The sequence below is a fragment of the Enterobacter cloacae complex sp. 302F9 genome (genome assembly GCF_050030335.1).
Taxonomy (GTDB): Bacteria; Pseudomonadota; Gammaproteobacteria; order Enterobacterales; family Enterobacteriaceae; genus Enterobacter; species Enterobacter hormaechei_C.
In genome coordinates this window covers 4,002,703-4,028,798 of the sequence record NZ_JBLGUC010000001.1, presented here as the reverse complement: position 1 = coordinate 4,028,798, position 26,096 = coordinate 4,002,703, and the positions used below count along the sequence as shown (strand labels likewise).

Sequence of the window (26,096 nt, the reverse complement as noted above, 5' to 3'; positions counted from 1 at the left end):
GCCACCGGGCTTTTTTACGTCAAAACTCCATCTTCACCGTAAACTGCACTTCACGCGGGTCGCCAATCTGGTTGCCCAGGTTGTTGGTCGCAATCGACGACGTGTAGTAGGTCTTATCGAACAGATTCTTCACGTTCACCTGTAGCGTCACCGGATATTGCAGCTTCATTTTGTACGCCGCAAATGCATCCGCCACGAAATAGCCCGGCAGATAATAATCCGCACCGTTAGTCGCTGAGCGGCGGCTTACGCCGTGCCCGCCGCCGCCAATTGTCAGCGTATTCCCGGCAAACGCATTGTGAATATCGTACGTCAGGAACAGGGAGCCGGTATGGCGCGGTACGTTCGGCAGCGGTTTGCCCGCGTAGTCCGGGTCTTCCAGCACCTTCGCATCGGTATAGCCGTAGCTGGCGATAATGTTGGTGTTCTCGGTCAGCGATCCGGCGAGATCCACTTCGACACCCTGCGAGCGCACGCGGCCCGCGGTTTTGGCGACGGTTTCATCACCGACGCTCTCGGTGTACAGCACGTTGCGCTTGTGGATATCAAACAGCGCGATGTTGGCGGTAATGCCGTCGAACAGGTCGAATTTAGCGCCTATTTCATACGCGTTCGACGTTTCCGGCGGCAGGTCGCCGATGTAGCTCGCAATGGACGACTGCGGCATAAACGTCTGGGAATAGTTGGCAAACAGGGAGACTGCCGGCGTGAGCTTGTATACCAGGCCCAGCTTCGGCGTCCACTGGTCGTCGCGGCTGTCGGTGTTGACGTTAAACGAACGGCCTTTGCCCGCGTACTGGGTGTAATACTGGTAGCGCAGTCCGGCAACGGCGATCCATTTATCGGTCAGGTACAGCGCGTCCTGCGCGTAGGCGGAGTAGCTCTCCTGCTTGATGGTTTGATCGCTGTCGGCTGCCGAGACGGTGGTGCACTTGCCGAGGCTGCCGTAGCTCGGGTTGTAAATATCGAAATCCTTAACGTTCTTACAACGGATCATGTCCGTGCGCAGCAGATCGTAATTTTCATACGACACGCCGGTCAGTATCTCATTGTAAAAGCCCGCGATGTCCACGTTCCCCTGCAAATCTGCCCGCGTTGTGTGCATACGCTGGGTCGAACCCTGGGTCGCATCCACGCGGCGGGTCAGGTTGCCGGTTTTTGAATCGTAGGCCATCACGCGAGCCTGGTTATCGCTGTACTTATCCTGGCTGTAGCTGTAGTCGAACTTCGCGGTCCACTGGCTGTTGAGCCGATACTCCGCGTTAAGCTGAGCGAGGTCGGACTGACCGTCGGTCACGTTAAATGGCTCATCAAAGCGGGTTTTGCGATCGACGTCGACGGCCTTTTTGGTGTTGAGATCGAAGATCGTTCCGCGATCGAACGGCGTTTTATAGTCGCGATGCGAATAGAGCACGGTCACGGTGGCATCATCGCCGAACCAGGTCAAAGACGGGGCGATAAAGGTGCTGCGTTCGGTGCCGAAATTACGCCAGTAATCCTCGTCCTGATACTCCCCCGTCAGGCGATAGGCCAGACGCGTACCTTCAATTGGACCGGTGACGTCAAACTGTCCGCTACCGCCGCCAAAGCTGGTTGATGTGGCAGAAATCGAGCCGCCGAAGGTTTTCTCCGGGCGTTTGGTCACCACGTTAATCAGGCCGCCGGGGTCGAGAATACCGTAAAGGGTCGAGGCCGGGCCTTTTAGCACCTCCACGCGCTCGGTTGCGGCATTGAAGCTGCGCGGCAGCACGGTGCGCAGGCCGTTGGTCATGATCGAGCCATCGCGGTTTGCGCCGAAGCCACGGCGCACGAAGGCATCCTGCGTGCCACCCAGGGTGTTGGTCTGCACCACGTTGCTGACGTTATACAGCGCCTCGTCTAGCGTGGTCGCGTTTTGGTCTTCCAGCACTTTATCGCTGACGGTATTGACCACCTGCGGGATGTCCAGCATCGGCATGTTGGTCAGCGTGGCGGTGGAGGTGTTCAGGGGCTGATAGCCGCTGGTGGCGTCGGTGGAAGCGTAAGGATCGGCAGTGACGGTAAGCGTCTCACCGTCTTTTGCTGCTGCGTGCACCAGAGGCGCCATGAACAGGAGTGAAAAGAGCGCGCGCCCTTTTACCCCGGCGAATGAAGGTGTGAACTTAGCCATTACATCTGTTTTCCCAAAATATCCTGCGATGAAATGCTCGCGGAAGAATGTGTGAGTCATTGCCCTTACGCTCTGTCCGTTAGCCTCTACGGCATCGGACTTGTAATTGAGAATCATTCAAGCATGAGGGCATGTAGTAGTAAATGGAATAAATAAAAATTTCGCTACAGAGGTTTCTCTCTGACTAATACGCATCTTTTTCTGGTTTAAGATATTGAAAATAATTAATAAAAATGAATTTTAGTTTGTGTGGTGATGCTCAATTATCCCTGGGGTTTACAGGGTGTATCTTCGCTTGACTACTACATGGAGCGGCGGCAAACTCACAAAAGAGAATGAGTTTTATTTTTATTTGTTGGTTTTTTTTTCTTACGTTGGCGTTCACGTGGCTCACTACATCAAAAAGCCGGGACTGGTTCTTGAGAACCTCTCCGCGGGTTACCAGAAAAAAATCATCGTTGATGATATCTCCCTTGCGATCCCCCAGCAGAAAATGACTGTTCTGGTGGGCGCAAACGGCTGCGGAAAATCGACGCTGTTAAGTACCCTCGCACGGCTGCTTCAGCCGCTCGGCGGCAGCGCGGTGCTGGACGGCAAAGCCATCCACTCGCAGCCAACCAAAGCGGTCGCCCGCCAGCTCGGGATCCTGCCGCAGTCTCCGCTGCTTCCAGAAGGGTTAACCGTATTTGAGCTGGTCTCGCGCGGACGTTTCCCCTGGCAGAACGTGATGCGCCAGTGGAGCGAGGAAGACGAGCGGGCCGTGGAAGAGGCGTTACGCCTGACCGGAACGGCAGAGTTTGCCCATCATCTGGTTGAAAGCCTGTCCGGCGGCCAGCGCCAGCGCTGCTGGATCGCTATGGTGCTGGCGCAGCAAACGCCCTATATCCTGCTGGATGAACCCACGACGTACCTCGATCTTCGCTACCAGGTGGAGATCCTCGAACTGCTGCACACGCTGACGCGCCGGCACGGGCGCACCGTGGTGGTGGTTCTGCACGATCTCAACTTCGCCGTGAATTACGGTGATTCGCTGGTCTTTTTACGTCAGGGAAAGGTTGAGGGGGTACTGCATGAGGGCGACGCCTGCACGCCGGAGCTGATCAAAGCGGTGTTTGACGTCGACGTGCATATGTCGGTTAACCCGCTGACCGGCAAGCCGTTCTTTATGCCGTTCCGTCAGGCTGACGACAAACCATGATGCGCACATCTGTGGCCTTTATTCTCTTTACGCTGCTGCTTCTGGCAGGCGCGATTGCGCACCTGAGCATCGGGGCGCGCGTTATCGCCCCCCGGACGGTAGTAGACGCATTTTTCCACTTCGACCCGCGCAATTTTGAGCATAGCGTGATCGTCAGGCTGCGCTTGATGCGGCTGTGCGCCGCCCTGGTGGCGGGCGCGGCGCTCGGCATCGCGGGCGTGCTGCTGCAATCAGTGATCCGCAACCCGCTCGGCGAGCCGCATATCCTGGGGCTGAATGCAGGGGCGGCGCTGGCGGTGGTGCTGACGAGTGCCCTCGGGCTGTCGCTGCCGTTTGGCCGCCCTCTGATAGCCGCAGCTGGCGCCGCCGCGCTCTTTTTGCTGGTGCTAACGTTCTCCTCATCCGGGCGTACCGGTCTCACGCCGATGAAGGTCACGCTGTGCGGCGTGGCAATGTCGGCATTTGCCTCATCGATAACCGCCACGGTGTTGATTCTGGATGAACAGACGCTGCTGGCCATGCGGACCTGGCTTGCGGGGGATGTGGCGGGAGTCATCGGCGAGACGATCGCTAGCGCCGCGGGGGCCGCTGCCGTGGGTTTTGCGCTGGCGCTCTGGCTGTCGCCGTCGCTGAACATGCTGGCGCTGGGCGAGAGAATGGCGCAGGGGCTTGGCGTGTCGCTGCTGAAAACGCGCCTGCTCGCGCTGCTGGCCATCGCCCTGCTGTGCGGCGCGGCGGTTTCAGTTGCCGGACCGATCGGGTTTATCGGACTCGTGGTGCCGCAGCTGATTCGCCGTCTGGTATCGGTGGACCTGCGCGTGATGGTGCCGCTTTCAGCCCTCTGCGGGGCGCTGGTTCTGCTGATGGCGGATATCGCCGCCCGTACGCTGTTTACGCCGTATGAGCTGGCAACCGGCGTGATGACTGCGCTAGTCGGCGCGCCGGTCTTTATCCTTATGGCGTCAAGGATGTTCAAATGAACCGGGCTGGATTGAGGGCAGTACGATTTTTCTCCTTCTCGGCGCTGGTTCGCCCGAGGGCGCTGCTGTATCTGGCCGTATTATCGCTTGCCGCTCTCCTGCTGCTAAGTTTTGGCCTGACGCACGGTTCGCTGCCCATTCCTGCTTCCGCCATCGGACGTGCGCTGTTTTATCCTGAACGTCTGACGGCGGATGCGCATTACATTGTGATGGATATCCGCCTGCCGCGCCTGCTGATGGCGGTGCTGTGCGGCGCGATGCTCGGCATGGCGGGGGCGGCCATGCAGTCCATTACCCGCAACGGCCTTGCTGACCCCGGTCTTATCGGCGTGAAAGAGGGCTGTAGCGCGGCGGTGCTGCTGCTGATTTTTCAGTTTCCGGGATTGGGGCCGTACTGGCGTCCACTTATCGGCATGGCCGGTGGGTTGCTGACCGCGCTGCTGGTAGTGGCGCTGGCGCGTGATATCTCGCGCCCGCGATTCATCCTGATCGGCATCGGCGTGTCATGGGCGTTTGCCGCCGCGATGGGGGTCTTTATGACGACCGCCGACGTGCGCGACGTCCAGACGGCGATGCTGTGGCTGGCGGGGAGCCTGCATGCGGCAAGCTGGACGCTGGTCAGCATCGCTGCTGCCTGGACGGTGCCGGCGTTTGCGCTGCTGCTCTTTACCGCACGCGCCGCAGACGTAGCCTTGCTCGGCAACCACACTGCGACGGGGCTGGGCGTGCGGACTTCACGCCTCGCTCTGCTGCGCGTGTTTGCCCCCGTGGTGCTCACCGCGGCCTGCGTCTCCTGCGTGGGGAGTATCGGCTTTGTCGGGCTGATTGCTCCGCACATGGCGCGCCTGCTGCTGCGCGGAGGGCAAACGGCACTGCTGACGGGAAGTGCCGTACTGGGCGCGCTGCTGGTGCTGCTGGCGGATAACGTCGGGCGGCTGGCATTTCTCCCGTTGCAGCTGCCGGCGGGAATTGTCATTTCACTGATTGGCGGACCGTTTTTCCTGCTGCTGCTCTGGCAGCGTCGGGATCGATTTTAGGGGATAAAAATGCGCGTATTTTTTGCAATGCTGGTGCTGGTGGGTTTTGCTGTAGGAGCCGCAGAGCCAACGCAGACGTTTACTGACGACCTGAACCGCAACGTGGTGGTGCCGGTTAACCCGAAGCGGATTGTGTCCCTGCACGACCTGGATATCACCATTCCGCTGATCGAGCTTGGCGTACCGCCGGTTGCCAGCCATGGCCGCACCCGACCGGACGGCAGCCATTTTCTGCGTTCCAGCGGTATGCTGACGGGCATCGATTTTGATAATTCCGACATCACATTCATCGGCACCGCGGATATCGATATTGAAGCCATCGCCGCGGCGAAGCCGGATCTTATCATCACCGAGCCGACCCGCAACACGCCGGTCGAACAGCTGGAAAAAATTGCCCCGACGGTGAGTATCGATCACCTCGACGGCGGTGCGCCGGAGATCTACCGCAAGCTGGCGCAGCTTACCGGGACAGAGGCGCGGCTGAAGATTCTGGAGCGTCGCTATCAGGAGCAGATCGAGGCGCTAAAGGCGACCATCGATACGAGCAAACTGACCGTCTCGGTGATTCAGGCCAATCAGGGCAAAATCAACGCCATGCACAGCTACCACTCGCTTGGGCGCGTGCTGCGCGACGCAGGGTTCAGGTTCCCGCCGCTGATTGAGAGCATCCCGGAGGGCGGGCGCATCGACGTCAGCGCCGAGCGCCTGCCGGAGCTGGATGCTGATTTTGTCTTTGCCACCTGGCGCGGGGACACTGGCGGAAAACCGCAGGACGAGCTGGCGGCGATGGATGCGGTGATGCCGGGCTGGTGTCAGTTTCTCAACGCCTGCCGAACCGGGCATTACGTGCTCATCTCCCGCGAGGAAGCGATCTCAAATTCATTTGCCTCGCTGGGGCTGATGGCCGCGCAGGTGCAGTCGCAGATAGCGGGCCGTCCGCTGCCGGAGGCCGCACGATGATCCGAAAAATTGATGTCTACGGCGACCGCCTCCGCTCGCGGGCGCACCAGCTGACGCCGCGTCTGCTGCAGGTGGCGAGCTATATCAATGAAAATCGTGAAGCGGTTATGGAGCAGACGGCAATGGAGATTGCCGCTGTGCTACACACCTCGGACGCCACCGTGGTGCGTGCCATTCAGGCGCTTGGGTTTGGCGGGCTGCGGGATCTCAAGCAGACCCTGGAGCAGTGGTTTGGCCCGGTGGTCACCTCCAGCGAGAAGATGTCCACCACGGTAAACACGCTTACCAGCGACGTCGACGCGAGCATCGATTTTGTGCTGGAAGGCCATCAGCACACCTGCGCGGTGTTGTCCGAACCGGGCAACCGCTACGCGATGGCGCAGGCCGTGTCGCTGCTGGCGCAGGCGAGACAGGTCGCTATTTTTGGCATTGGCGCATCCGGCATTCTGGCCGAGTACACCTCGCGACTGTTTAGCCGTATAGGCCTGCCTGCGATCCCGCTCAACCGCACCGGTATTGGCCTCGCCGAACAGCTGATTGCCCTACAGCGCGGTGACGTGCTGGTAATGATGGCGCAAAAATCCGCGCACCGGGAGGGGCAGACCACGCTGCGCGAAGCGAAGCGCCTGGGTATTCCCACCATTTTGCTGACCAACGCCACGGACTCGCGCTTTAGCAAAGAGGCAAGCGTAGTGATCCACGTCCCGCGCGGCGGCGAGAAGGGCAAAATCCCGCTGCACGGCACGGTGCTGCTGTGCCTGGAGATGATTATTCTGTCCGTCGCCTCCACTGAGCCGCAGCGCACCATCAAGTCGATGAAGCGCATCAACGAGTTACACCGCGGATTAAAGCCGGGGAAGAAGAGCGGTTGATCTTCCCCCTCTCCCCGTGGGAGAGGGCGGGGGTGAGGGCGTCAAACCGCACGATGGTTCTTCCTGTACTGCAACGGCGTCTCGCCAATCCCCTTTTTAAATGCGCTGATAAACCACGTCACGTCGGAAAATCCCGCCTGTGCGGCAATGTCACGCACGCTCGAATCCGTGTGGAGTAAACACTCGCACGCCTTACGCAACCTTAGCGTGTTCAGGTAGTCGTGAATTTTTTCGCCCGTTTCCGCATGGAATCTTCGCGATACGTAACTGCGTGATTTACCCAGCTCTTCGGCCAGCGCATCCAGACGAAATTTCTCCTGATAATGCTCGTCGAGCCAGAACATTACCTGGCTGGCGATCCCCTGGCTGTTGCCCGGCTCACCGTCGCGATCGTCGGGGAGCATCGCGAACAGGCCGATCAGCAGGCTGGCGATGCTCTCGCCGTTCATCGGCGGTTTATAGCAGCTAAACAGATGGTCGATATGGTGGTGACAGTGGGCTAAATCGGCGACCCACGCTTCGCCGCCACGGCGTGACAGCCGCTCCAGGCGCTGCCGGGTCTGGGGAAAATCCCGCAGGATCTTCAGCACCGCGTGCTGGTCGAGATGAATAATGGTGCGGCGGTAAATTGCCTCCGCCTGTTCGTCCACCATGACCTTGTGCAGCGTAAAAGGCGGGAAGAAAAACAGTCGTCCGGGGCGCATGGTGTAGTGACGATTATCGACAATCGCCACGCCAAAGCCCTCTTCCACATAGAGGATCTCCAGACACTGATGCCAGTGATGGTAGCGCACCGTATTGGCAAACAGGCGGCTGAACGAGGCCACGGTATCATTCAGGGCGATCAGTTCCAGAAGGTCGGATGTCGGCGTGTCGCGCATAGTGCAATAAAACTCAACTTTTTCCCGTCTGATCGTCTTTATAAACCACCTTTTTAAATTTTCTCAACTGGAGGTTTATTCATCGTTCATGCCTGTGACATGGCTAACATTTCTGCCCCTTGCGGATTCACTATGCTTTGCCGCAGTTGATTACGAGGGCGAACCGATGTGGGCGGCAAACAAAGAAAAATCAAATCCGTTGTCTTCACGCCAGGAGGTAGTGGCGTCGTTGAATGCACTTTTACAGGCGCTGGACACGCAATTTCCGGCGAACCGTTCACGATTCCCGCTGGGCGACACCTGCGCCCATTACACAGCGGATATTGCGCAGATGGAGGGACTTTCTCGCGCGCTGTGGGGGCTGTTTCCGCTGATGGCATCTGGCGAAAGCACGCCGTTCAGCGAGAAGTACCTTACTGCCATTAAGCTTGGTACCGACCCGCAAAGCAGCGGCTACTGGGGTGAAACCGGCCCGTACGATCAACGTCTGGTGGAGATGGCGGCCTACGGTCTGGGGCTCGCTCTGCTGGGGGATAAACTCACCGCGCACTTAACCGGGCGCGAGGTGATGAACCTGCACGCGTGGCTCAACCAAATCACCGACGCGCAGATGCCGGACAGCAACTGGAACTATTTTGCCATTATGGTCCAGCTCGGCTTTAAGCGCACCGGCCTGCCGTACGATCGGGCCGCCATTGACCACCGCTTTGCGCTGATGGACGCCTACTACCTCGGCGACGGCTGGTATTCCGACGGTCCCGGCCGCCCGAAAGATTACTACATCTCCATGGCTTTCCATTTCTACGGCCTGATTTACGCCACGCTGAGTGACGACGAGGCGAGGGCGAAGGTGCTGCGCGAGCGCTCGCGTCTGTTCGCGGAAGACTTTATCTACTGGTCCGCCGCCGATGGCGCCTCGGTGCCGTTTGGCCGCAGCCTGACCTACCGCTTTGCCATGGTTGCCTTCTGGAGCGCGGTGGCCTTTTCTCAACTGGACGTCTTCACCCCGGGCATCGTGAAGGGCATTGTGCTGCGGCATCTGCGCTGGTGGCAGCAGCAGTCGATTGTCGATCGCGACGGTATTCTTACCCTGGGGTTTGCGTATCCGAACCTGGCGATGTGCGAGGATTACAACTCCCCCGGTTCACCGTACTGGGCGCTGAAAACCTATCTGATCCTGGCGCTGCCGGAAGCACACCCGTTCTGGCAGGCGGAAGAACAACCGCTGCCCGCGCTTGCTGAAAAACATGTGATTCCGCATGCGCAGCAGATCCTGATGCATTCGAAAGATTCGCAGCACGTCGTCATGCTCACCGCCGGTCAGCTGGAGCTGAACAACTACGTCAACACCGAAGCGAAATACACCAAATTTGCCTACTCCAGCCGCTTCGGATTCACCCTTGAGCGCGGGCGTTTTGGCCTGAAGCATGCCGCCTGCGATTCCATGCTGCTGCTGGCGGACGGAGATGACTATTTCCGCGGTCGTCGCGAGTGCGACGAGGTTCGGGTGGATGAAAATTACATTTTCTCGCGCTGGTCGCCGTGGCGCGACGTGCAGATTGCGACCTGGCAGATCCCGTTCGGGGAGTGGCACCTGCGCCTGCACCGTATCAACAGCGCGCGCACTCTGCAAACCGTCGAGGGCGGCTTTGCGGTGATGAAAACCGCCCATCAGGTGCGCGAACGCGGTTGTTATCTGTTGGCTGAAAACGGCAGCAGCGTCATTGTCGATCTTTCGCCGATCATTCAGCGCCAGCCAGACAGCATCGTCACGCCGCCGAACAGCAGCATTATGTTTGCGGAGTGCGCCTCCATTCCGCTGTTAAAAGCTGACCTCCCGCAAGGGGAAAGCTGGCTCTGTTGCGCCGTTCTGGCTGGCGGAAAACAGCCCGCTGCGGCGACGCCGCAGCTGAATATAACCCATAACCAGGTCGTGATTAGCGAACCCGGAAGCGAACGTAAGCTGTCGTTCACATTATAAAAATCTGGCCCTACACCCCGGCGAGGATGATATGAAAAGCACATCGACAACCAACAGAACTGAATATTACAAAATCAGCAGCTTTATCTTTCTCTATTTCTTTACCTGGTCTGCCAGTATTGGTCTGCTGGCGATCTGGCTCGGTCAGAAAGCCAACCTGAGCGGATCGGTGATTGGAACCGTCTTTGCGGTGAACGGGATATTCTCCGTTATTCTCAAGCCGATCTACGGCTATATTCTCGATAAGATCGGCATGAGCAAATATCTGCTCTATTTTGTGGTGATCATGTCGGCCCTGATGGCGCCATTCTTTATTTATGTTTACCAGCCGCTGTTAATGTCTAATACCCTGCTGGGGATTATTATCGGCGCGCTCTATTTAAGCTTTGCCTGGTACGCGGGCGTGGCGGCGTGTGAATCCTATTCCGACCGCTTTAGCCGTTTGAATGGCATGGAGTTCGGGCAGATCCGTATGTGGGGATCGCTCGGCTGGGCGGTGGCGTCATCTTTCTCCGGCCTGCTGTTCAACCTCTCACCGGCGTATAACTTTATTCTCGGCAGCGTGGCGTCGGTGGTGATGCTGATTGTCCTGCTGAGCCTGAAAGTGAACACTAACTCCGCTCACGCAGGCGAGGTGCTGACGAAAGAGAAAATTGCCCCGTCCGACGTTTACGCCCTGCTGCGTAACCGCAAATTCTGGGCCTTCTGCCTGTACGTGGCGGGCGTGGCGTGGATGATGTTTATCGCTGAGCAGCAATTCTCGCGCTATTTCGTCACCTTCTTCGATGATATTCATGAGGGCAACGCCGTATTCGGCTATCTCGGGACCGTACAGTCGGGCATGGAATTTGTCATGTATATGGTGGTCCCGCTGTTTGTGAACTTTATTGGCGCCAAACGCGGGCTGTTAATTGTCGGGCTGGTGGTTGGGGCGCGTCTGATTATTTCCGGCATGTGTGATTCACACCTGTTAATTTCAGTGCTTAAGCCGCTGTACGGTCTGGAAATTTGTCTCCTGCTGGTGTCGGTATTTAAATATATCGCCGAGCATTTCGACAAGCGCGTCAATGCCACCATGTATTTACTCGGCTATCAGGCGATGCTCTACGTTGGCAACGTGGTGGTCTCTTCCCCTGCCGGCTATATGTATGACCGTATTGGCTTTGAGCACACCTATATCATCATGGGCGCAACGGCGCTGACCTTTACCCTTATTTCTGCTTTTACGTTATCCGCCTGTCAGAGCAAATGGCGCGGGGCTCGTGCGCTGAACGTAGCAGAAACGTCAACTCGATAAATTACGCCGTCAAAGAAGGAACCGAAATATGTTAAGTCGTATCAAAGAAGAACGTCTGCCTGTTATCGCTGCGCCCGTTGACTCCCGCGCATTCAGCGATGAACTGAATTCGGCGCGCAGCCACGTTCTCGACCTGATTAGCCGTCATTTAACGGAGTTCGGCGACAAATTCCCGGCGGAAACCTGCCAGAACGGTTTTTATCCGCTGACTGACAACGTGGAGTGGACCACCAGCTTCTGGACCGGGCAGCTGTGGCTGGCATGGGAGATGAGCGGCGAGGAAAAATTCCGCGCGATGGCGGAAAAACACGTGCGCTCGTTTGGCCTGCGCATCGCCGGGCGCAACGACACCAACACCCACGATTTAGGCTTCCTCTACACGCTCTCCTGCGTAGCCGCGTGGCGGCTGACCGGAAACCGCGAGGCGCGCGGCTTCTCGCTGCTGGCGGCGGAAGCCCTGCTGGAACGCTTCCACGAGAAGGCGAAAATCATCCAGGCGTGGGGCGATCTCTCCGATCCGGAGCAGGCCGGGCGGATGATCATCGACTGCAACATGAACCTGCCGCTGCTCTACTGGGCAACGGAGCAGACGGGCGATCCGCGCTTTGCCGACGCCGCAAAAGCGCACGTCATGCAGGCCGCGACATACCTCATTCGTGACGATGCCTCCACCTTCCACACCTACTATATGGATGTGGCAACCGGCGCACCGCGCTACGGCAACACCCAGCAGGGCTACGCCGACGACTCCTGCTGGTCGCGCGGGCAGGCTTGGGGCATTTACGGTTTCCTGCTGAGCTATATCTATACCGGCGACGAAACGATGATCGCCCTGTCAAAACGGCTGGCAAACTACTTCCTCAATCGCCTGCCGGAAGACTACGTCTGCCACTGGGATCTGGCGCTGGTGGGCACCGACGCACTGCGTGATTCTTCCTCGGCGGCAATTGCGGTGTGTGGACTGCTGGAGCTGGTGAAACATCTGCCGGTCACAGATCCGGATCGCGAACGTTACCTCGAATGGGCGAAAGGGATTATGTCCTCGCTGACAAAGCACTATCTGATGGGCAAAGAAGAGAAGGGCAACGGGCTGCTTAAGCACTCGGTGTATCACCTGGCGAGCAATAAAGGCGTGGATGAGTGCGCGAGCTGGGGCGATTACTTCTACGTTGAGGCACTGGTGCGTTTTACGCAGAGCTGGAAACTGTACTGGTAAAAACAGTCGGGGGGTAACCCCCGACTTATCGATCACGCTTTCGGAATACGCAGCGTCTGACCGGGATAGATCTTATCCGGGCTGGAGAGCATTGGACGGTTAGCCTCAAAAATCTTATTGTACTGGTTGGCATCGCCGTACACGGTTTTAGAGATTGCGCTCAGGGTATCGCCGGATTTCACCGTATAGTAGGTGGCTTCATCTTTGGCATCTGTCGCGGTGATATTGTTCTCCACTTCGCTGACGCCCGCGATGTTGCCGACGGCGACCTGGATTTTTTCTTTCTGCTCCTGCGTCAGCCCGTCGCCCGTCACGCTGGCCTTGCCGTCAGTGACGTTAACCTGAACCTTATCGGAACCGGGAATGTTGAGTTTCTTGAGGTGCTCGGTGATTTTGTCGCCCTGACCTTTATGATCGGTCAGGTTATCCCACAGCTTTTCGCCTGCTTCTTTCACGAAGTTAAAAAGACCCATTCCATCCTCCTGTTAACAATGAAGTCAGAATAAGCATAGCAGTTAAGTATTAAGATGATACAAAAAGCCCGGTGGCGCTAGCGCTTACCGGGCCTACGAGTCAGGTTTTGTAGGCCGGGTAAACGCAGTGCCACCCGGCAAATTCCACGAACCTTAAACCCCTTGCTCCAGAATTCGGATATGGGTATCCAGCACGTCACCTTTTACCGCCTCACTCCACGCTTTCATGTGCGGAGTCTGCAAATGCGCTTCAAGGTGCGCGACGGTTTCCCACTGCTCAACCATGATGATGGAGTCTGGCGCGGTCGCCTGGAAGCTTGCGCTGGTGGCGGCGTCCACCATCGGCGCGTAGCCGTGGCAGCCTTCTTCTTTCAGTACGGTCGGGATGATCTTCGCGAACTCATCCAGTACCGCCTGGCGGTGATGTTGGCCAGGACGCGTACGGATTTCAGCAATAACGGTAAGCATAATTAACTCCTTCTAATTCCAGGCTACCAGTTAAGCAAAAATTTCCGCGAGATGCTTGCGATATTCTGCGATATAGCGCGGGACGTCCGGCATTTTAATCACGTCGTTGACGATAAAGGTCGGCAGCGGCTCCATACCCAGGAACTGATTCGCCTTGTGGAACGGCAGATACGCGCCGTCTACGCCCACGCCTTCGAAGAACTGATCTTGCTCAGTGAACGCTTCTAGCGGGGCATTCCATGTCAGGGAGAGCATGTATTTCTTGCCCTGAATCAGGCCGCCGGAACCGTATTTTTTAGACGCGTCTGAGCGGGTGCGGCCGTCGCTGGCATACAGCGAACCGTGACCTTCGGTAAACACATCGTCCATGTATTTTTTCACGGTCCACGGTGCGCCCATCCACCAGCCCGGCATCTGCCAGATAACCACGTCGGCCCACAGGAAGTTCTGCACTTCGGCCTTCACGTCGTAATCGCTGTCCGCGCGCACGACCTTAACATCATGTCCGGCGTCGCGCAGGAAACCATCCGCGACCTCGGTCAGGGTGTCATTGAGCTGGCCTTTAGAGTGCGCAAATTCTTTCGCGCCGTTGATAATCAGAATATTGCTCATTATTTGTCCTCGATGCTGAGAGTATGCCGGGTATTCTACGCGCGAGGACGGAGCGGAAAAATAAGCAAAATGTGCAAAGTCTTTTGCGCTCAGCGCAATAATGGCTACCAGCTGACGGTCACCTCAAAGCCCCCTTCCGGCGCATTGCCCAGCGAGACGCTCATCCCATGTAACGTCGCGATACGCTTGACGATAGACAACCCCAGACCGCTGCCGGTGGCGTCCTGGCCCGGTGGACGATAAAAGCGCTCGCCGAGACGCGCCAGCGCATCGGAAGAAATGCCCGGGCCGTTGTCGCGCACGGTAAAGCTTTGGGTATGCAGCGTCACGTCCACCACGCTGCCGCGCGGGCTGTAACGAACGGCGTTGTCCAGCAGGTTACGCGCCAGAAGGCTCAGCAGTAGCGGCTGTCCGTGACGCATCACCTCGGGCGCGTTGACGTTGAGCCGAATATCAATGCCCGCCTGCTGCGCCGGATGCCAGATATCCAGCACCGCGGATTGCAGCAAATCGGCCATCATCACGGGTTCGACGTCATCAAGATTATCCAGTGAATCCAGGCGCGACAGGGTGAGAAGCTGGTCCACCAGCCGGGAGGCGCGGTCGATGCCCGCATGCAGCTGCCCCAGCGCTTTAGACTGCGCCCCGGGATCGTCAAAGGAAAGCTGCGCCACGTCGGTTTGCACCTTCAGCGCGGCCAGCGGGCTGCGCAACTCATGGGCGGCATCCGAGGTGAAGCGGCGCTCGCGGGCCATCATCTCCTGCGTACGGGCGAAAAGATGGTTAAGCGCATCAAGCAGCGGGCGAACCTCCGTCGGCACGCCGTGGGTGGGCAGCGTATCGGTCGCATCCGGCGAGCGCGAGCGCAGGGTCTGCGCCAGTTTTTTCAGCGGTTTCAGTTCCCGGCTCAGCAGAACAATCAGCAACAGTAGCATTACGGGCAGCGCCACCAGCCACGGCGTCAGCTGCGAGCTGACCACGTCCAGCGCCATATCCTGTCGGTACTCCCACTCCTGGCCAACCACCACGCGGTATTTCCCGTCCGGAGAAGTCAGCCACAGGAAACGCCATTCGTCGTTGTCATCCTGCAAGCGACCGTCATCAAACCCGTCCCGGCGGTAGAGGTAAGGTATGTCGCGCCCGTTTTCGCCGTCGTTAAGCACCATGCTGCCGTCGGCGGTGAAGATTGCGAAGGCCAGCGCATCGTCGTCCAGATGGCCGTGTTTGGCTTTTTTCGGTACCTCGCGCATGCGTTCCGGGGCGCGGAGTTCGTCCACGTCCATCGTCAGCAGCCGTTTGGCAAACAGCATCTGCTGGGTATCGAACAGCTTATCGAGCTTGTCGGTCGTCTGGTGCCAGGCCACCACGCTTGCGGCAAACCAGGCCGCCAGGGACAGCAACAAAAAGAGGAGCGTCAGGCGCAGCTTCAGGCTCAGGCGTAGGGTCAGTTTCATGCGTCACCCAGGGTATAACCGATGCCGTGCACGGTGCGGATAAATTCGCTGCCGAGCTTGCGGCGTAAATGATGAACGTGGACTTCGACGGCGTTGCTGGAGACGTCATCATCCCAGTTGTAGAGTTTCTCCTCGATGGTCTTGCGCGGCAGCACGCGGCCCGCGTTGCGCATCAGCAGCTCCAGCAGGGCGAACTCTTTGGGTTTGAGCACCAGCGTTTCGCCCTCCAGCGTGGCGACAAGGCTTGCCGGATCGAGCGTGACCTTGCCGTGACGCAGCTCGCTGCGCGCCTGCCCGTGACTGCGGCGCACCAGCGCTTCAAGGCGGGCCGCCACTTCAATCAGCGCGAACGGCTTACACAGGTAATCATCCGCCCCCAGTCGTAACCCTTCGACGCGCTGATTCAGCGCATCCCGCGCGGTCAGGATCAGCACCGGTTCGCTCTTACCGCTTTCGCGCCAGGCGCGCAGGATCTCAAGCCCGTCGATTTCTGGCAGCGTCAGGTCCAGCACCACGGCATCATACGGCGCGGTGTACAGGGCCGACTGCCCGGTTTTACCGTCGGTAAACCAGTCCACGTTAAAGCCCATTTTGCTTAAGCCCGCTTTGATGCCGTCGCCGATGAGCCTGTCGTCTTCTACCAGTAAAATGCGCATATTTCCTCCTTGATGCCGTCAGTAAACCTTCTGCAAGCGCCTGCTGTACAGTAAAAATAAATAAATTTTCCCCTTAAGAAGTTGTTAAGGTTTACCCTGTTTAATGGATTGTGAAACGACATTAAAGGGAGAGATAAAGATGAAAAAATTCGCTGCAATTGCTGCCATCATGATGATGACCACGGCCCCTGTCTTTGCTGCACAGGGTGGTTTCTCTGGCCCATCTGCGACACAGAACCAGACGCAAACCCAGCAGGGTGGCTTTGTCGATAACAACGCCAACCTCACCCCCGCGGCTAAAGTGAAAGACCTGAAGGACGATGCCTGGGTGAAGCTGCGCGGGAACATTACCGAGCGCCTGTCCGATGACCGTTACACCTTCCGCGATGAGAGCGGCACGGTGGTGGTGGAGATCGACCACAAGCGCTGGAACGGCGTGACCGTCAGCCCGCAGGATAAAGTCGAACTCCAGGGTAAAATCGATAAAGACTGGAACGAGTTTGAAATCGACGTGAAGCAGGTTATCAAGCTGAACAAATAACCCGGAAAGGGCCGCTTATGCGGCCCTTTTTCTTTGTGACTCAACTCGCCAGATGAGGTAGTATCTGCGGCAATATTGCCTGAAACCCATCGGTTTCTGAGTTGAGGAATCACACGTAATGAGCGATATGGCAGAGCGCCTCGCGCTACATGAATTCACGGAAAACGCCTACCTGAACTACTCCATGTACGTCATCATGGACAGGGCGTTGCCGTTTATCGGGGATGGCCTGAAGCCCGTTCAGCGCCGCATCGTCTATGCGATGTCCGAACTGGGACTGAATGCTACCGCCAAGTTTAAGAAATCCGCCCGTACCGTCGGCGACGTGCTGGGTAAATACCATCCGCACGGCGACAGTGCCTGCTATGAAGCGATGGTGCTGATGGCCCAGCCGTTCTCTTATCGCTATCCGCTGGTGGATGGCCAGGGGAACTGGGGGGCGCCGGACGATCCGAAATCCTTCGCGGCAATGCGTTATACCGAATCCCGCCTGTCTAAATATGCCGAAGTGCTGTTGGGCGAGCTGGGGCAGGGGACGGTCGACTGGGTGCCAAACTTCGACGGTACGATGCAGGAGCCGAAGATGCTGCCTGCGCGTCTGCCGAACATCCTGCTGAACGGCACGACCGGTATCGCCGTGGGCATGGCGACGGACATTCCGCCGCACAACCTGCGTGAAGTGGCAAAAGCCGCCATCACCCTGATTGAGCAGCCGAAAACCTCTCTGGACGATCTGCTGGATATCGTGCAGGGGCCGGACTACCCGACCGAAGCCGAGATCATCACCTCGCGCGCGGAAATCCGCAAAATCTACCAGAACGGTCGCGGCTCCGTGCGCATGCGCGCGGTGTGGACCAAAGAAGACGGGGCAGTGGTGATCACCGCGCTGCCGCACCAGGTGTCCGGTGCGAAGGTGCTGGAGCAGATCGCCTCCCAGATGCGCAATAAAAAGCTGCCGATGGTGGACGACCTGCGCGACGAATCGGACCACGAAAACCCGACCCGTCTGGTGATCGTGCCGCGCTCTAACCGCGTGGACATGGAGCAGGTGATGAACCACCTGTTCGCCACTACCGATCTGGAAAAAAGCTACCGCATCAACCTGAACATGATTGGTCTGGACGGTCGTCCGGCGGTGAAAAACCTGCTGGAGATCCTCACCGAATGGCTGGCCTTCCGCCGCGATACGGTGCGCCGTCGTCTGAACCATCGTCTGGAAAAAGTGCTTAAGCGCCTGCATATCCTCGAAGGTTTGCTGGTGGCGTTCCTCAACATTGACGAAGTGATCGAGATCATTCGTACCGAGGACGAACCTAAGCCTGCCCTGATGTCGCGCTTTGGCATCAGCGAAACCCAGGCCGAAGCGATCCTCGAACTGAAATTGCGCCATCTCGCCAGACTGGAAGAGATGAAGATCCGCGGCGAGCAGAACGAGCTGGAAAAAGAGCGCGATCAGCTTCAGGCGATTCTGGCATCCGAGCGCAAGATGAACACCCTGCTGAAGAAAGAGTTGCAGGCCGATGCCGACGCCTTTGGCGACGACCGTCGTTCTCCGCTGCACGAGCGCGAAGAGGCGAAGGCGATGAACGAGCACGACATGCTGCCTTCCGAGCCGGTGACCATCGTGCTTTCCCAGAGCGGCTGGGTACGTAGCGCCAAAGGCCACGATATCGACGCGCCGGGTCTGAGCTACAAATCCGGTGACAGCTTCAAGGCGGCGGTGAAGGGCAAGAGTAACCAGCCGGTGGCGTTCATCGACTCCACGGGCCGCAGCTACGCCATCGACCCGATCACGCTGCCGTCTGCGCGCGGCCAGGGCGAACCGCTAACTGGCAAGCTGACGCTGCCGCCGGGCGCCACGGTGGACCATATGCTGATGGAGGCCGACGATCAAAAACTGCTGATGGCGTCTGATGCGGGCTACGGCTTTATCTGTACCTTCAACGATCTGGTGTCGCGTAACCGTGCTGGTAAGGCGCTGATTAGCCTGCCGGATAACGCACACGTCATGCCGCCGCTGATCATCGAGAACGAAAGCGACATGCTGCTGGCGATCACCGCTGCCGGACGCATGCTGATGTTCCCGGTCAGCGATCTGCCGGAGCTGTCGAAAGGGAAGGGCAACAAGATCATCAGTATCCCGTCAGCGGAAGCGGCAAAAGGCGTCGATGGCCTCGCGCATCTCTTCCTGCTGCCGCCGCAGAGCACCCTGACCATTCATGTCGGCAAGCGTAAAATCAAACTGCGTCCGGAAGAGTTGCAGAAGGTGGTGGGTGAGCGTGGACGTCGCGGCTCACTGATGCGCGGCCTCCAGCGAATTGACCGCGTGGAGATCGACTCGCCGGCGCGCAGCAAAGCGGACGACAGCGAAGAGTAACCTGTTTCATCCCCCCTCTTTCCGGAGGGGGAATTACCATAAAATTTCCCGTAAAAACGTTGTTAATTCGTGCGTTGCGATTAACAATACGCGCTCGTAATAAAGTCCTTACCTGGCCACAGGTGAAGTATAATTGTCAGCTGTCAGGGCTTCAGAGGTCGCTATGCTATACATTGTTCGTCTCATTCTTACCGTTATTTATTGCATTCTGGTCTGTATTTTCGGATCGATTTATTGCCTGTTCAGCCCGCGTAACCCAAAGCATGTCGCGACGTTTGGCCACATGTTTGGTCGTCTTGCGCCGCTATTTGGCCTGAAGGTTGAAAAGCGTCTGCCTGAAGGGGCGGAGAATTTCGGTAACGCCATCTATATCGCTAACCATCAGAACAACTACGATATGGTGACGGCCTCAAATATTGTTCTTCCGCCGACCGTAACCGTGGGTAAAAAAAGCCTGCTGTGGATCCCGTTTTTCGGTCAGCTGTACTGGCTCACCGGTAACTTACTGATTGACCGTAACAACCGCGCCAAAGCGCATGGCACCATTGCGGAAGTGGTGGATCAGTTTAAAAAGCGCCGGATTTCCATCTGGATGTTCCCGGAAGGGACGCGCAGCCGTGGTCGCGGCCTGCTGCCGTTTAAGACCGGCGCGTTTCATGCTGCAATTGCGGCAGGCGTTCCAATTATTCCCGTGTGTGTTTCCAATACATCGAATAAGATTAATCTTAACCGTCTGAATAACGGACTGGTCATTGTCGAAATGCTGCCGCCGGTAGATACCTCAAAATACGGTAAAGACCAGGTGCGCGAGCTGGCCACGCACTGCCGCGAGCTGATGGCTCAGCATATTGCGCAGCTCGATAAAGAAGTTGCAGAGCGAGAAGCCGCCGGTAAGATTTGACCCGGTGTCGTGTAAGGGAAAACGAATTCCCGCGTTGTTAGTCGTTTCAGATGGAGCTTATATGTCACTCAGTCGGCGTCAGTTTATTCAGGCTTCGGGTATCGCCCTTTGTGCGGGTGCGATGCCGCGGACAGCCAGCGCCGCCGGGCAGCAACAGCCGCTGCCTATTCCGCCGTTGATTGAATCCCGTCGCGGGCAGCCGCTATTCCTCACGCTTCAGCGTAGCCACTGGTCCTTTACCCAGGGAACGCGCGCGCAGGTATGGGGCATTAACGGACGCTACCTCGGGCCGACCATTCGCGTGTGGAATGGCGATGACGTTAAGCTCATCTACAGTAACCGTACGACGGAAAATGTCGCGATGACCGTCAGTGGTTTGCAGGTGCCGGGGCCGCTGATTGGCGGCGCGGCACGCATGATGTCGCCGAATGCCGACTGGGCGCCCGTCCTCCCGATTCGTCAGAGCGCGGCGACATTGTGGTATCACGCCAACACCCCGAACCGCACCGCCCAGCAGGTCTACAACGGCCTGGCCGGAATGTGGCTGATTGAAGATGAGGTCAGCAAAACGCTGCCGATCCCGAATCACTACGGCGTCGATGATTTCCCGATCATTATTCAGGACAAGCGGCTGGATAACTTCGGCACGCCGGAGTACAGCGAGCCGGGCAGCGGTGGTTTTGTGGGCGATACGCTGCTGGTTAACGGCGCGCAAAGCCCGTATGTCGAAGTGTCTCGTGGCTGGGTGCGCCTGCGTCTGCTGAATGCCTCTAACTCGCGCCGCTACCAGTTGCAGATGAGCGACGGCCGCGCGCTGCACGTGATTTCAGGCGATCAGGGGTTATTACCTGCGCCGGTGTCGGTAAAACAGCTGGCGCTGGCACCGGGCGAACGTCGTGAGATCCTCGTGGATATGACCAACGGGGATGAAGTGTCCGTGACCTGCGGCGAAGCGGCAAGCATTGTTGACCGTATTCGTGGCTTCTTTGAACCGTCGAGCGTTCTGGTCTCCACGCTGGTGCTGACGCTGCGCCCGACCGGCCTGTTGCCGCTGGTGACCGACAGCCTGCCGATGCGCCTGCTGCCGCAGGAGATTGTGACCGGCCCGGCAGTACGCAGTCGCGATATCAGCCTTGGCGACGATCCGGGCATCAACGGTTCGCTGTGGGACGTAAACCGCATTGATATCACCGCCCAACAGGGAACATGGGAGCGCTGGACCGTCCGCTCGGAGATGCCGCAGTCGTTCCATATTGAAGGGGTGTCATTCCTGATCCGCAACGTCAACGGGGCGATGCCGTTCCCGGAAGACAGGGGCTGGAAAGATACCGTCTGGGTGGATGGCCAGGTCGAACTGCTCGTCTACTACGGTCAGCCTTCCTGGCCGCACTTCCCGTTCCTGTTCCACAGCCAGACGCTGGAGATGATGGACAGGGGATCGGTAGGGCAGATGCTGGTGAATCCGGCACCATAAAACGCTTTCTCCCTCTCCCTGTGGGAGAGGGTTGGGGTGAGGGCAACAGCCCGCACAATACCCCTTCATTTCCCCCGGTAAACCAGCGTATAATCCCGCTCCTTTTGTCTATTTTTTCTTCGGAAGCATTATGAGCGCTATTTCCCTGATCCAGCCGGATCGCGACCTCTTCTCCTGGCCCCAGTACTGGGCAGCCTGCTTTGGACCGGCGCCGTTCCTGCCGATGTCCCGGGAAGAGATGGATCAACTGGGCTGGGACAGCTGCGATATCATTCTGGTGACGGGCGATGCGTATGTCGATCACCCGAGCTTTGGCATGGCGATCTGTGGCCGTATGCTTGAAGCCCAGGGCTTCCGCGTGGGGATCATCTCCCAGCCTGACTGGAACAGCAAAGACGACTTTATGCGTCTGGGCAAGCCTAACCTGTTCTTCGGCGTGACCGCGGGCAACATGGACTCGATGATCAACCGCTATACCGCCGACCGTAAGCTGCGCCATGACGACGCTTACACGGCTGACAACGTGGCGGGTAAACGTCCCGATCGCGCGACCCTCGTCTACACCCAGCGATGCAAAGAAGCATGGAAAGACGTGCCGGTGATCCTGGGCGGCATCGAGGCGAGCCTGCGCCGCACCGCACACTACGACTACTGGTCTGATACCGTGCGCCGTTCGGTGCTGGTGGATTCGAAAGCCGACATGCTGATCTTCGGCAACGGCGAGCGTCCGCTGGTGGAGGTGGCGCATCGCCTGGCGCAGGGTGAACCGGTCAGCGAGATCCGCGACGTGCGCAACACCGCGATCATGGTGAAAGAGGCGCTGCCGGGCTGGAGCGGGGTGGATTCCCGCATTATCGATATGCCGGGCAAAATCGACCCTATCCCACATCCGTACGGTGACGATCTGCCGTGCGCGGATAACAAACCGGTTGAGCCGAAGAAAGCGGAAGCAAAGGCCGTGGTGGTGCAGCCGCCGCGTCCGAAGCCGTGGGAAAAAACCTATGTGCTGCTGCCGTCTTACGAAAAAGTAAAAAGCGATAAAGTACTCTACGCCCACGCATCGCGCATCTTACACCATGAAACCAACCCCGGCTGCGCGCGAGCGCTGATGCAAAAGCACGGCGAGCGCTATATCTGGGTTAACCCACCGGCGATCCCGCTCTCTACCGAAGAGATGGACAGCGTCTTTGCTCTGCCGTACAAGCGTGTGCCGCATCCGTCATATGGCAACAGCCGTATTCCGGCTTACGAGATGATCCGTTTCTCAATCAACATCATGCGCGGCTGCTTCGGCGGGTGCTCATTCTGTTCGATCACCGAACACGAAGGCCGTATTATTCAGAGCCGTTCCGAAGAGTCGATTGTTAACGAGATCGAAGCGATTCGCGACACGGTGCCGGGCTTTACCGGCGTGATCTCCGATCTGGGTGGTCCAACGGCCAACATGTACATGCTGCGCTGTAAATCGCCGCGCGCCGAGCAGACCTGCCGTCGTCTCTCCTGCGTCTATCCGAGCATTTGCGAGCATATGGACACCAACCACGAGCCGACTATCAATCTTTACCGTCGCGCCCGTGACCTGAAAGGCATCAAGAAGATCCTGATCGCCTCCGGCGTGCGTTACGACATTGCGGTGGAAGATCCGCGCTACATCAAAGAGCTGGCGACGCACCACGTTGGCGGTTATCTGAAGATCGCCCCGGAGCACACCGAAGAAGGCCCGCTGTCCAAAATGATGAAGCCGGGCATGGGCAGCTATGACCGCTTTAAACAGCTGTTTGATACCTATTCAAAACAGGCGGGAAAAGAGCAGTATCTGATCCCATATTTCATCTCCGCACACCCCGGCACCCGTGATGAAGACATGGTGAACCTGGCGCTGTGGCTGAAGCAGCGTCGATTCCGTCTGGATCAGGTGCAGAACTTCTACCCGTCGCCGCTCGCCAACTCGACGACCATGTATTACACCGGCAAAAACCCGCTGAGTAAGATTGGTTATAAGAGCGAAGACGTGGTGGTGCCGAAAGGGGATAAACAGCGCCGTCTGCATAAAGCGCTGCTGCGCTATCACGATCCGAAAAACTGGCCGCTGATCCGTCAGGCGCTGGAAGAGATGGGGAAAAAGCACCTGATCGGCTCGCGTCGTGATTGCCTGGTGCCAGCGCCAACGCTGGAAGAGATGCGCGAAGCGCGCCGCCAGAACCGCAACACGCGCCCGGCGCTGACCAAGCACACGCCTATTGCGCATCAGCGTTCGAACGGTGTTGCGGGAACGAAGAAGAACGTAAAACGTAAGACCGGTTAAACCTGTAACAATGCCCGGTGGCGCTGCGCTTACCGGGCCTACAGGTCTAACCCTCTCCCCTCCGGGGAGAGGGCAGGTTGAGGGGATCACCCGCCAAACTGATCCGGGTCCGGCCCAAGCCGCTTGCCCTGATCCAGCTTCGCAATTTCACCCAGCTCGTCTTTATCCAGGCGGAAATCCCAGACGTCGAAGTTCTCGGCGATACGCGATGGCGTGACCGATTTCGGGATCACCACCAGACCGCTATCCAGATGCCAGCGAATGACGATCTGCGCCGGGGTTTTACCGTACTTATCCGCCAGTTCACGGATGATTTTCTGGTCAAACACCCCTTCGCCGCCCTGGGCCAGCGGGCTCCAGGATTCGGTCTGGATCTTGTGCGTGGCGTTCCATGAATGAAGCTGGCGCTGCTGCATCAGCGGATGCAGCTCAATCTGGTTAATCACCGGCGCGACGCCCGTTTCATCAATCAGGCGTTGCAGATGATGAACCTGGAAATTACAGACGCCGATGCTTTTTATCAGCCCCTCTTTTTGCAGTTCAATCATCCCTTTCCAGGCATCAACGTAATGGTCGATAGCCGGTACCGGCCAGTGCATGAGATAAAGATCGACGAAATCGAGCTGGAGTTTCTCCAGACTATCCTGCAACGCTTCGCGGGGACGCTTTTGATCGTCGTTCCACAGCTTGGTGGTGATGAAAAGCTCATCCCGGGGAACGCCGGCGCTGGCAAGCGCTTTTCCCACGCCGTCCTCGTTTTTATAGGCGGCGGCGGTATCGATGGACCGATAGCCGACTTCAAGGGCTTTATGAATGGCGGAGACGACCTCGTCGTTACCGGCTTTCCATACACCTAGCCCCAGCTGGGGCATCACGTTGCCGTCCTGTAGCTTGATTACGGTTTGGTTTGCCATTTTTCCTCCTTCAGGTGCTCATCGCCGGAGGGAACCTCCGACGATGTGATGTGCATTAAGTCTGGACGAAATGTCAAAAAACGAAAGTCAGGATCCTAAAAACGCTTAGCGTGCCGCTTCGTAAATACGACGGCTGACGTCCAGGGTGATGTCGCCATGCTCGCCGATCTGCGTCATACCGTGTGCTTCCAGTTTCGCCAGCAGGGCAGGGATGGAGCTGCCGTCCAGGCCGTAGCCAGAGAGACGCGTTGGCACGCCCAGGCTTTCAAAGAAGTGACGGGTGGCTTCAATCGCGGCATCGATACGCGCATCGTCGGAACCGTCGGTGATGTTCCACACGCGTTCGGCGTACTGGAGCAGTTTGGCGCGTTTAGCGTCACGTTTTTCGTTCCACAGCGCAGGCAGAACCACCGCCAGCGTCTGGGCGTGATCCAGGCCGTGCATCGCCGTCAGCTCGTGGCCGAGCATATGGGTAGCCCAGTCCTGCGGCACGCCTGCGCCGATCAGGCCGTTCAGCGCCTGGGTGGCAGCCCACATCACGTTGGCACGCACGTCGTAATTTTCAGGCTCTTTCAGCGCTTTTGGACCTTCTTCAATCAGCGTCAGCAGAATGCCTTCCGCGAAACGATCCTGAATTTTGGCGTTTACCGGGTAAGTAACGTACTGCTCAACGGTGTGAACAAAGGCGTCGACCACGCCGTTCGCCACCTGACGCGCAGGCAGGGTATAGGTGTAAACCGGATCGAGGATCGCGAACACGGGCTGAACGTGTTCGTTCATAAAGGCCTGCTTGTCACCGGTGGTTTTACGAGAGATGACCGCGCCTTTGTTGGACTCTGATCCGGTGGCCGGCAGCGTCAGCACGGAGCCCATCGGGATCGCACTGCTGATGTCGCTGCCGCCCGTTTCCAGAATATGCCACGGGTCGATGTCGTCAGCGTAATGGGCCGCCGCCGCGATGAATTTGGTGCCGTCCAGCACGGAACCGCCGCCCACCGCCAGCAGGAAGGTAATTTGCTCCTCACGGGCGATTTTTACCGCGTTCATCAGCGTTTCATAAGACGGGTTAGGCTCGATACCGCCGAACTCGCGCACGTCCAGACCTTCCAGAGCGCTGTACACCTGATCCAGTACGCCGGTTTTTTTCACGCTGCCGCCGCCGTAGGTAATCAGGACGCGGGCGTCCGTCGGGATTTGCGCGCGCAGGTCAGCGATAGCGTTTTTACCAAACAGAATGCGGGTTGGGGTATGAAGATTAAAGTTGTTCATGGCTTGTTCCCTGTAGTGGGTAAAAAATCGTGGTGGCGCAGAAGGCAACCTGATGCTGCTCATTGTGGCGGGCAGGCGCTA

The 26,096-nt window shown here is 58.0% G+C and carries 22 protein-coding genes; 13 read left to right on the top strand and 9 right to left on the bottom strand.

Going from position 1 to position 26,096, the window contains the following annotated elements:
* Window positions 1-19 precede the first annotated feature (19 nt).
* Window positions 20-2,149, bottom strand: coding sequence for a TonB-dependent siderophore receptor (locus ACQG0T_RS19505; protein WP_252051625.1), 2,130 nt, complete (start codon window positions 2,147-2,149; stop codon window positions 20-22).
* A 385-nt stretch (window positions 2,150-2,534) separates the two neighbouring features.
* On the opposite strand from ACQG0T_RS19505, the gene ACQG0T_RS19500 reads away from it, so the two are divergent.
* From ACQG0T_RS19500 to ACQG0T_RS19480, 5 genes are read left to right on the top strand one after another with little or no spacing between them, the layout of a single operon-like run.
* Window positions 2,535-3,347, top strand: a complete 813-nt coding sequence (locus tag ACQG0T_RS19500) for an ABC transporter ATP-binding protein (protein WP_017384046.1) — start codon at window positions 2,535-2,537, stop codon at window positions 3,345-3,347.
* Window positions 3,344-4,327 (top strand): FecCD family ABC transporter permease, encoded by a 984-nt coding sequence (locus ACQG0T_RS19495; protein WP_040118116.1) that lies wholly within the window; start codon window positions 3,344-3,346, stop codon window positions 4,325-4,327. Before ACQG0T_RS19500 ends, ACQG0T_RS19495 begins: the two co-directional genes overlap by 4 nt.
* Entirely contained in the window at window positions 4,324-5,364 is a 1,041-nt protein-coding gene (locus ACQG0T_RS19490; RefSeq protein WP_017692658.1) for a FecCD family ABC transporter permease, read from the top strand. The genes ACQG0T_RS19495 and ACQG0T_RS19490 overlap by 4 nt, the downstream gene beginning before the upstream one ends.
* Before the next feature lie 9 nt (window positions 5,365-5,373).
* Window positions 5,374-6,324 (top strand): iron-siderophore ABC transporter substrate-binding protein, encoded by a 951-nt coding sequence (locus tag ACQG0T_RS19485; protein WP_015571884.1) that lies wholly within the window; start codon window positions 5,374-5,376, stop codon window positions 6,322-6,324.
* On the top strand, window positions 6,321-7,196 hold the full coding sequence (locus ACQG0T_RS19480; protein WP_015571883.1) for a MurR/RpiR family transcriptional regulator: 876 nt from the start codon (window positions 6,321-6,323) through the stop codon (window positions 7,194-7,196). The genes ACQG0T_RS19485 and ACQG0T_RS19480 overlap by 4 nt, the downstream gene beginning before the upstream one ends.
* Before the next feature lie 41 nt (window positions 7,197-7,237).
* Here ACQG0T_RS19480 and ACQG0T_RS19475 read toward each other — a convergent pair whose 3' ends face one another.
* Window positions 7,238-8,077 carry an AraC family transcriptional regulator gene (locus ACQG0T_RS19475; RefSeq protein ID WP_023295450.1) on the bottom strand — a complete coding sequence of 280 codons (840 nt, stop codon included), beginning with the start codon at window positions 8,075-8,077 and terminating at the stop codon, window positions 7,238-7,240.
* Between the two features lie 166 nt (window positions 8,078-8,243).
* Between ACQG0T_RS19475 and ACQG0T_RS19470 the strand changes: the two genes are divergently transcribed.
* From ACQG0T_RS19470 to ACQG0T_RS19460, 3 genes are read left to right on the top strand one after another with little or no spacing between them, the layout of a single operon-like run.
* Complete coding sequence (locus tag ACQG0T_RS19470) at window positions 8,244-10,058, top strand: DUF2264 domain-containing protein (protein WP_426723861.1); 1,815 nt, start codon at window positions 8,244-8,246, stop codon at window positions 10,056-10,058.
* A 31-nt stretch (window positions 10,059-10,089) separates the two neighbouring features.
* Window positions 10,090-11,355, top strand: a complete 1,266-nt coding sequence (locus ACQG0T_RS19465) for an oligosaccharide MFS transporter (protein ID WP_015571880.1) — start codon at window positions 10,090-10,092, stop codon at window positions 11,353-11,355.
* Between the two features lie 28 nt (window positions 11,356-11,383).
* Window positions 11,384-12,571 (top strand): glycoside hydrolase family 88 protein, encoded by a 1,188-nt coding sequence (locus tag ACQG0T_RS19460; RefSeq protein ID WP_032103344.1) that lies wholly within the window; start codon window positions 11,384-11,386, stop codon window positions 12,569-12,571.
* A 32-nt stretch (window positions 12,572-12,603) separates the two neighbouring features.
* On the opposite strand, the gene lysM is transcribed toward ACQG0T_RS19460, so the two are convergent.
* The 5 genes from lysM to qseB form a co-directional block, all read right to left on the bottom strand.
* Window positions 12,604-13,044, bottom strand: coding sequence for a peptidoglycan-binding protein LysM (gene lysM, locus ACQG0T_RS19455; RefSeq protein WP_014885249.1), 441 nt, complete (start codon window positions 13,042-13,044; stop codon window positions 12,604-12,606).
* 153 nt (window positions 13,045-13,197) lie between these two features.
* On the bottom strand, window positions 13,198-13,512 hold the full coding sequence (locus ACQG0T_RS19450) for a putative quinol monooxygenase (protein ID WP_015571877.1): 315 nt from the start codon (window positions 13,510-13,512) through the stop codon (window positions 13,198-13,200).
* Between the two features lie 30 nt (window positions 13,513-13,542).
* Window positions 13,543-14,124, bottom strand: a complete 582-nt coding sequence (locus ACQG0T_RS19445) for an NAD(P)H-dependent oxidoreductase (RefSeq protein WP_015571876.1) — start codon at window positions 14,122-14,124, stop codon at window positions 13,543-13,545.
* A gap of 104 nt (window positions 14,125-14,228) precedes the next feature.
* Window positions 14,229-15,578 (bottom strand): quorum sensing histidine kinase QseC, encoded by a 1,350-nt coding sequence (gene qseC, locus ACQG0T_RS19440; RefSeq protein WP_032103343.1) that lies wholly within the window; start codon window positions 15,576-15,578, stop codon window positions 14,229-14,231.
* On the bottom strand, window positions 15,575-16,234 hold the full coding sequence (gene qseB, locus ACQG0T_RS19435; protein WP_032103342.1) for a quorum sensing response regulator transcription factor QseB: 660 nt from the start codon (window positions 16,232-16,234) through the stop codon (window positions 15,575-15,577). The genes qseC and qseB overlap by 4 nt, the downstream gene beginning before the upstream one ends.
* Window positions 16,235-16,373: 139 nt before the next feature.
* Between qseB and ACQG0T_RS19430 the strand changes: the two genes are divergently transcribed.
* The 5 genes from ACQG0T_RS19430 (at window position 16,374) to ACQG0T_RS19410 (ending at window position 23,832) form a co-directional block, all read left to right on the top strand.
* Entirely contained in the window at window positions 16,374-16,775 is a 402-nt protein-coding gene (locus ACQG0T_RS19430) for a YgiW/YdeI family stress tolerance OB fold protein (RefSeq protein ID WP_032103340.1), read from the top strand.
* Between the two features lie 118 nt (window positions 16,776-16,893).
* Window positions 16,894-19,152: a DNA topoisomerase IV subunit A gene (gene parC / locus ACQG0T_RS19425; protein ID WP_015571873.1), complete on the top strand. Its 2,259-nt coding sequence runs from the start codon at window positions 16,894-16,896 to the stop codon at window positions 19,150-19,152.
* Window positions 19,153-19,315: 163 nt separating this feature from the next.
* A complete protein-coding gene (gene plsC, locus ACQG0T_RS19420; RefSeq protein ID WP_003862497.1) occupies window positions 19,316-20,053 on the top strand; it encodes a 1-acylglycerol-3-phosphate O-acyltransferase in 738 nt (245 codons plus the stop codon).
* A gap of 61 nt (window positions 20,054-20,114) precedes the next feature.
* Window positions 20,115-21,527, top strand: coding sequence for a cell division protein FtsP (gene ftsP / locus ACQG0T_RS19415; protein WP_017692665.1), 1,413 nt, complete (start codon window positions 20,115-20,117; stop codon window positions 21,525-21,527).
* A 130-nt stretch (window positions 21,528-21,657) separates the two neighbouring features.
* Window positions 21,658-23,832: a YgiQ family radical SAM protein gene (locus ACQG0T_RS19410; protein ID WP_017692666.1), complete on the top strand. Its 2,175-nt coding sequence runs from the start codon at window positions 21,658-21,660 to the stop codon at window positions 23,830-23,832.
* A gap of 86 nt (window positions 23,833-23,918) precedes the next feature.
* On the opposite strand, the gene dkgA is transcribed toward ACQG0T_RS19410, so the two are convergent.
* Together dkgA and yqhD are read right to left on the bottom strand one after the other, a co-directional pair.
* Window positions 23,919-24,746: a 2,5-didehydrogluconate reductase DkgA gene (dkgA, locus tag ACQG0T_RS19405; protein ID WP_252051619.1), complete on the bottom strand. Its 828-nt coding sequence runs from the start codon at window positions 24,744-24,746 to the stop codon at window positions 23,919-23,921.
* 105 nt (window positions 24,747-24,851) lie between these two features.
* A complete protein-coding gene (gene yqhD / locus ACQG0T_RS19400; RefSeq protein WP_017692667.1) occupies window positions 24,852-26,015 on the bottom strand; it encodes an alcohol dehydrogenase in 1,164 nt (387 codons plus the stop codon).
* Window positions 26,016-26,096: the final 81 nt, after the last annotated feature.

Coding starts and splice junctions, on each gene's coding strand:
- qseC (WP_032103343.1), bottom strand. CDS start 15,578: ATGAAACTGACCCTACGCCTGAGCCTGAAGCTGCGCCTGACGCTCCTC.
- plsC (WP_003862497.1), top strand. CDS start 19,316: ATGCTATACATTGTTCGTCTCATTCTTACCGTTATTTATTGCATTCTG.
- ACQG0T_RS19465 (WP_015571880.1), top strand. CDS start 10,090: ATGAAAAGCACATCGACAACCAACAGAACTGAATATTACAAAATCAGC.
- ftsP (WP_017692665.1), top strand. CDS start 20,115: ATGTCACTCAGTCGGCGTCAGTTTATTCAGGCTTCGGGTATCGCCCTT.
- ACQG0T_RS19495 (WP_040118116.1), top strand. CDS start 3,344: ATGATGCGCACATCTGTGGCCTTTATTCTCTTTACGCTGCTGCTTCTG.
- ACQG0T_RS19505 (WP_252051625.1), bottom strand. CDS start 2,149: ATGGCTAAGTTCACACCTTCATTCGCCGGGGTAAAAGGGCGCGCGCTC.
- ACQG0T_RS19475 (WP_023295450.1), bottom strand. CDS start 8,077: ATGCGCGACACGCCGACATCCGACCTTCTGGAACTGATCGCCCTGAAT.
- dkgA (WP_252051619.1), bottom strand. CDS start 24,746: ATGGCAAACCAAACCGTAATCAAGCTACAGGACGGCAACGTGATGCCC.
- ACQG0T_RS19490 (WP_017692658.1), top strand. CDS start 4,324: ATGAACCGGGCTGGATTGAGGGCAGTACGATTTTTCTCCTTCTCGGCG.
- yqhD (WP_017692667.1), bottom strand. CDS start 26,015: ATGAACAACTTTAATCTTCATACCCCAACCCGCATTCTGTTTGGTAAA.
- ACQG0T_RS19460 (WP_032103344.1), top strand. CDS start 11,384: ATGTTAAGTCGTATCAAAGAAGAACGTCTGCCTGTTATCGCTGCGCCC.
- ACQG0T_RS19480 (WP_015571883.1), top strand. CDS start 6,321: ATGATCCGAAAAATTGATGTCTACGGCGACCGCCTCCGCTCGCGGGCG.
- parC (WP_015571873.1), top strand. CDS start 16,894: ATGAGCGATATGGCAGAGCGCCTCGCGCTACATGAATTCACGGAAAAC.
- qseB (WP_032103342.1), bottom strand. CDS start 16,234: ATGCGCATTTTACTGGTAGAAGACGACAGGCTCATCGGCGACGGCATC.
- ACQG0T_RS19410 (WP_017692666.1), top strand. CDS start 21,658: ATGAGCGCTATTTCCCTGATCCAGCCGGATCGCGACCTCTTCTCCTGG.
- ACQG0T_RS19430 (WP_032103340.1), top strand. CDS start 16,374: ATGAAAAAATTCGCTGCAATTGCTGCCATCATGATGATGACCACGGCC.
- ACQG0T_RS19470 (WP_426723861.1), top strand. CDS start 8,244: ATGTGGGCGGCAAACAAAGAAAAATCAAATCCGTTGTCTTCACGCCAG.
- ACQG0T_RS19450 (WP_015571877.1), bottom strand. CDS start 13,512: ATGCTTACCGTTATTGCTGAAATCCGTACGCGTCCTGGCCAACATCAC.
- ACQG0T_RS19445 (WP_015571876.1), bottom strand. CDS start 14,124: ATGAGCAATATTCTGATTATCAACGGCGCGAAAGAATTTGCGCACTCT.
- lysM (WP_014885249.1), bottom strand. CDS start 13,044: ATGGGTCTTTTTAACTTCGTGAAAGAAGCAGGCGAAAAGCTGTGGGAT.
- ACQG0T_RS19485 (WP_015571884.1), top strand. CDS start 5,374: ATGCGCGTATTTTTTGCAATGCTGGTGCTGGTGGGTTTTGCTGTAGGA.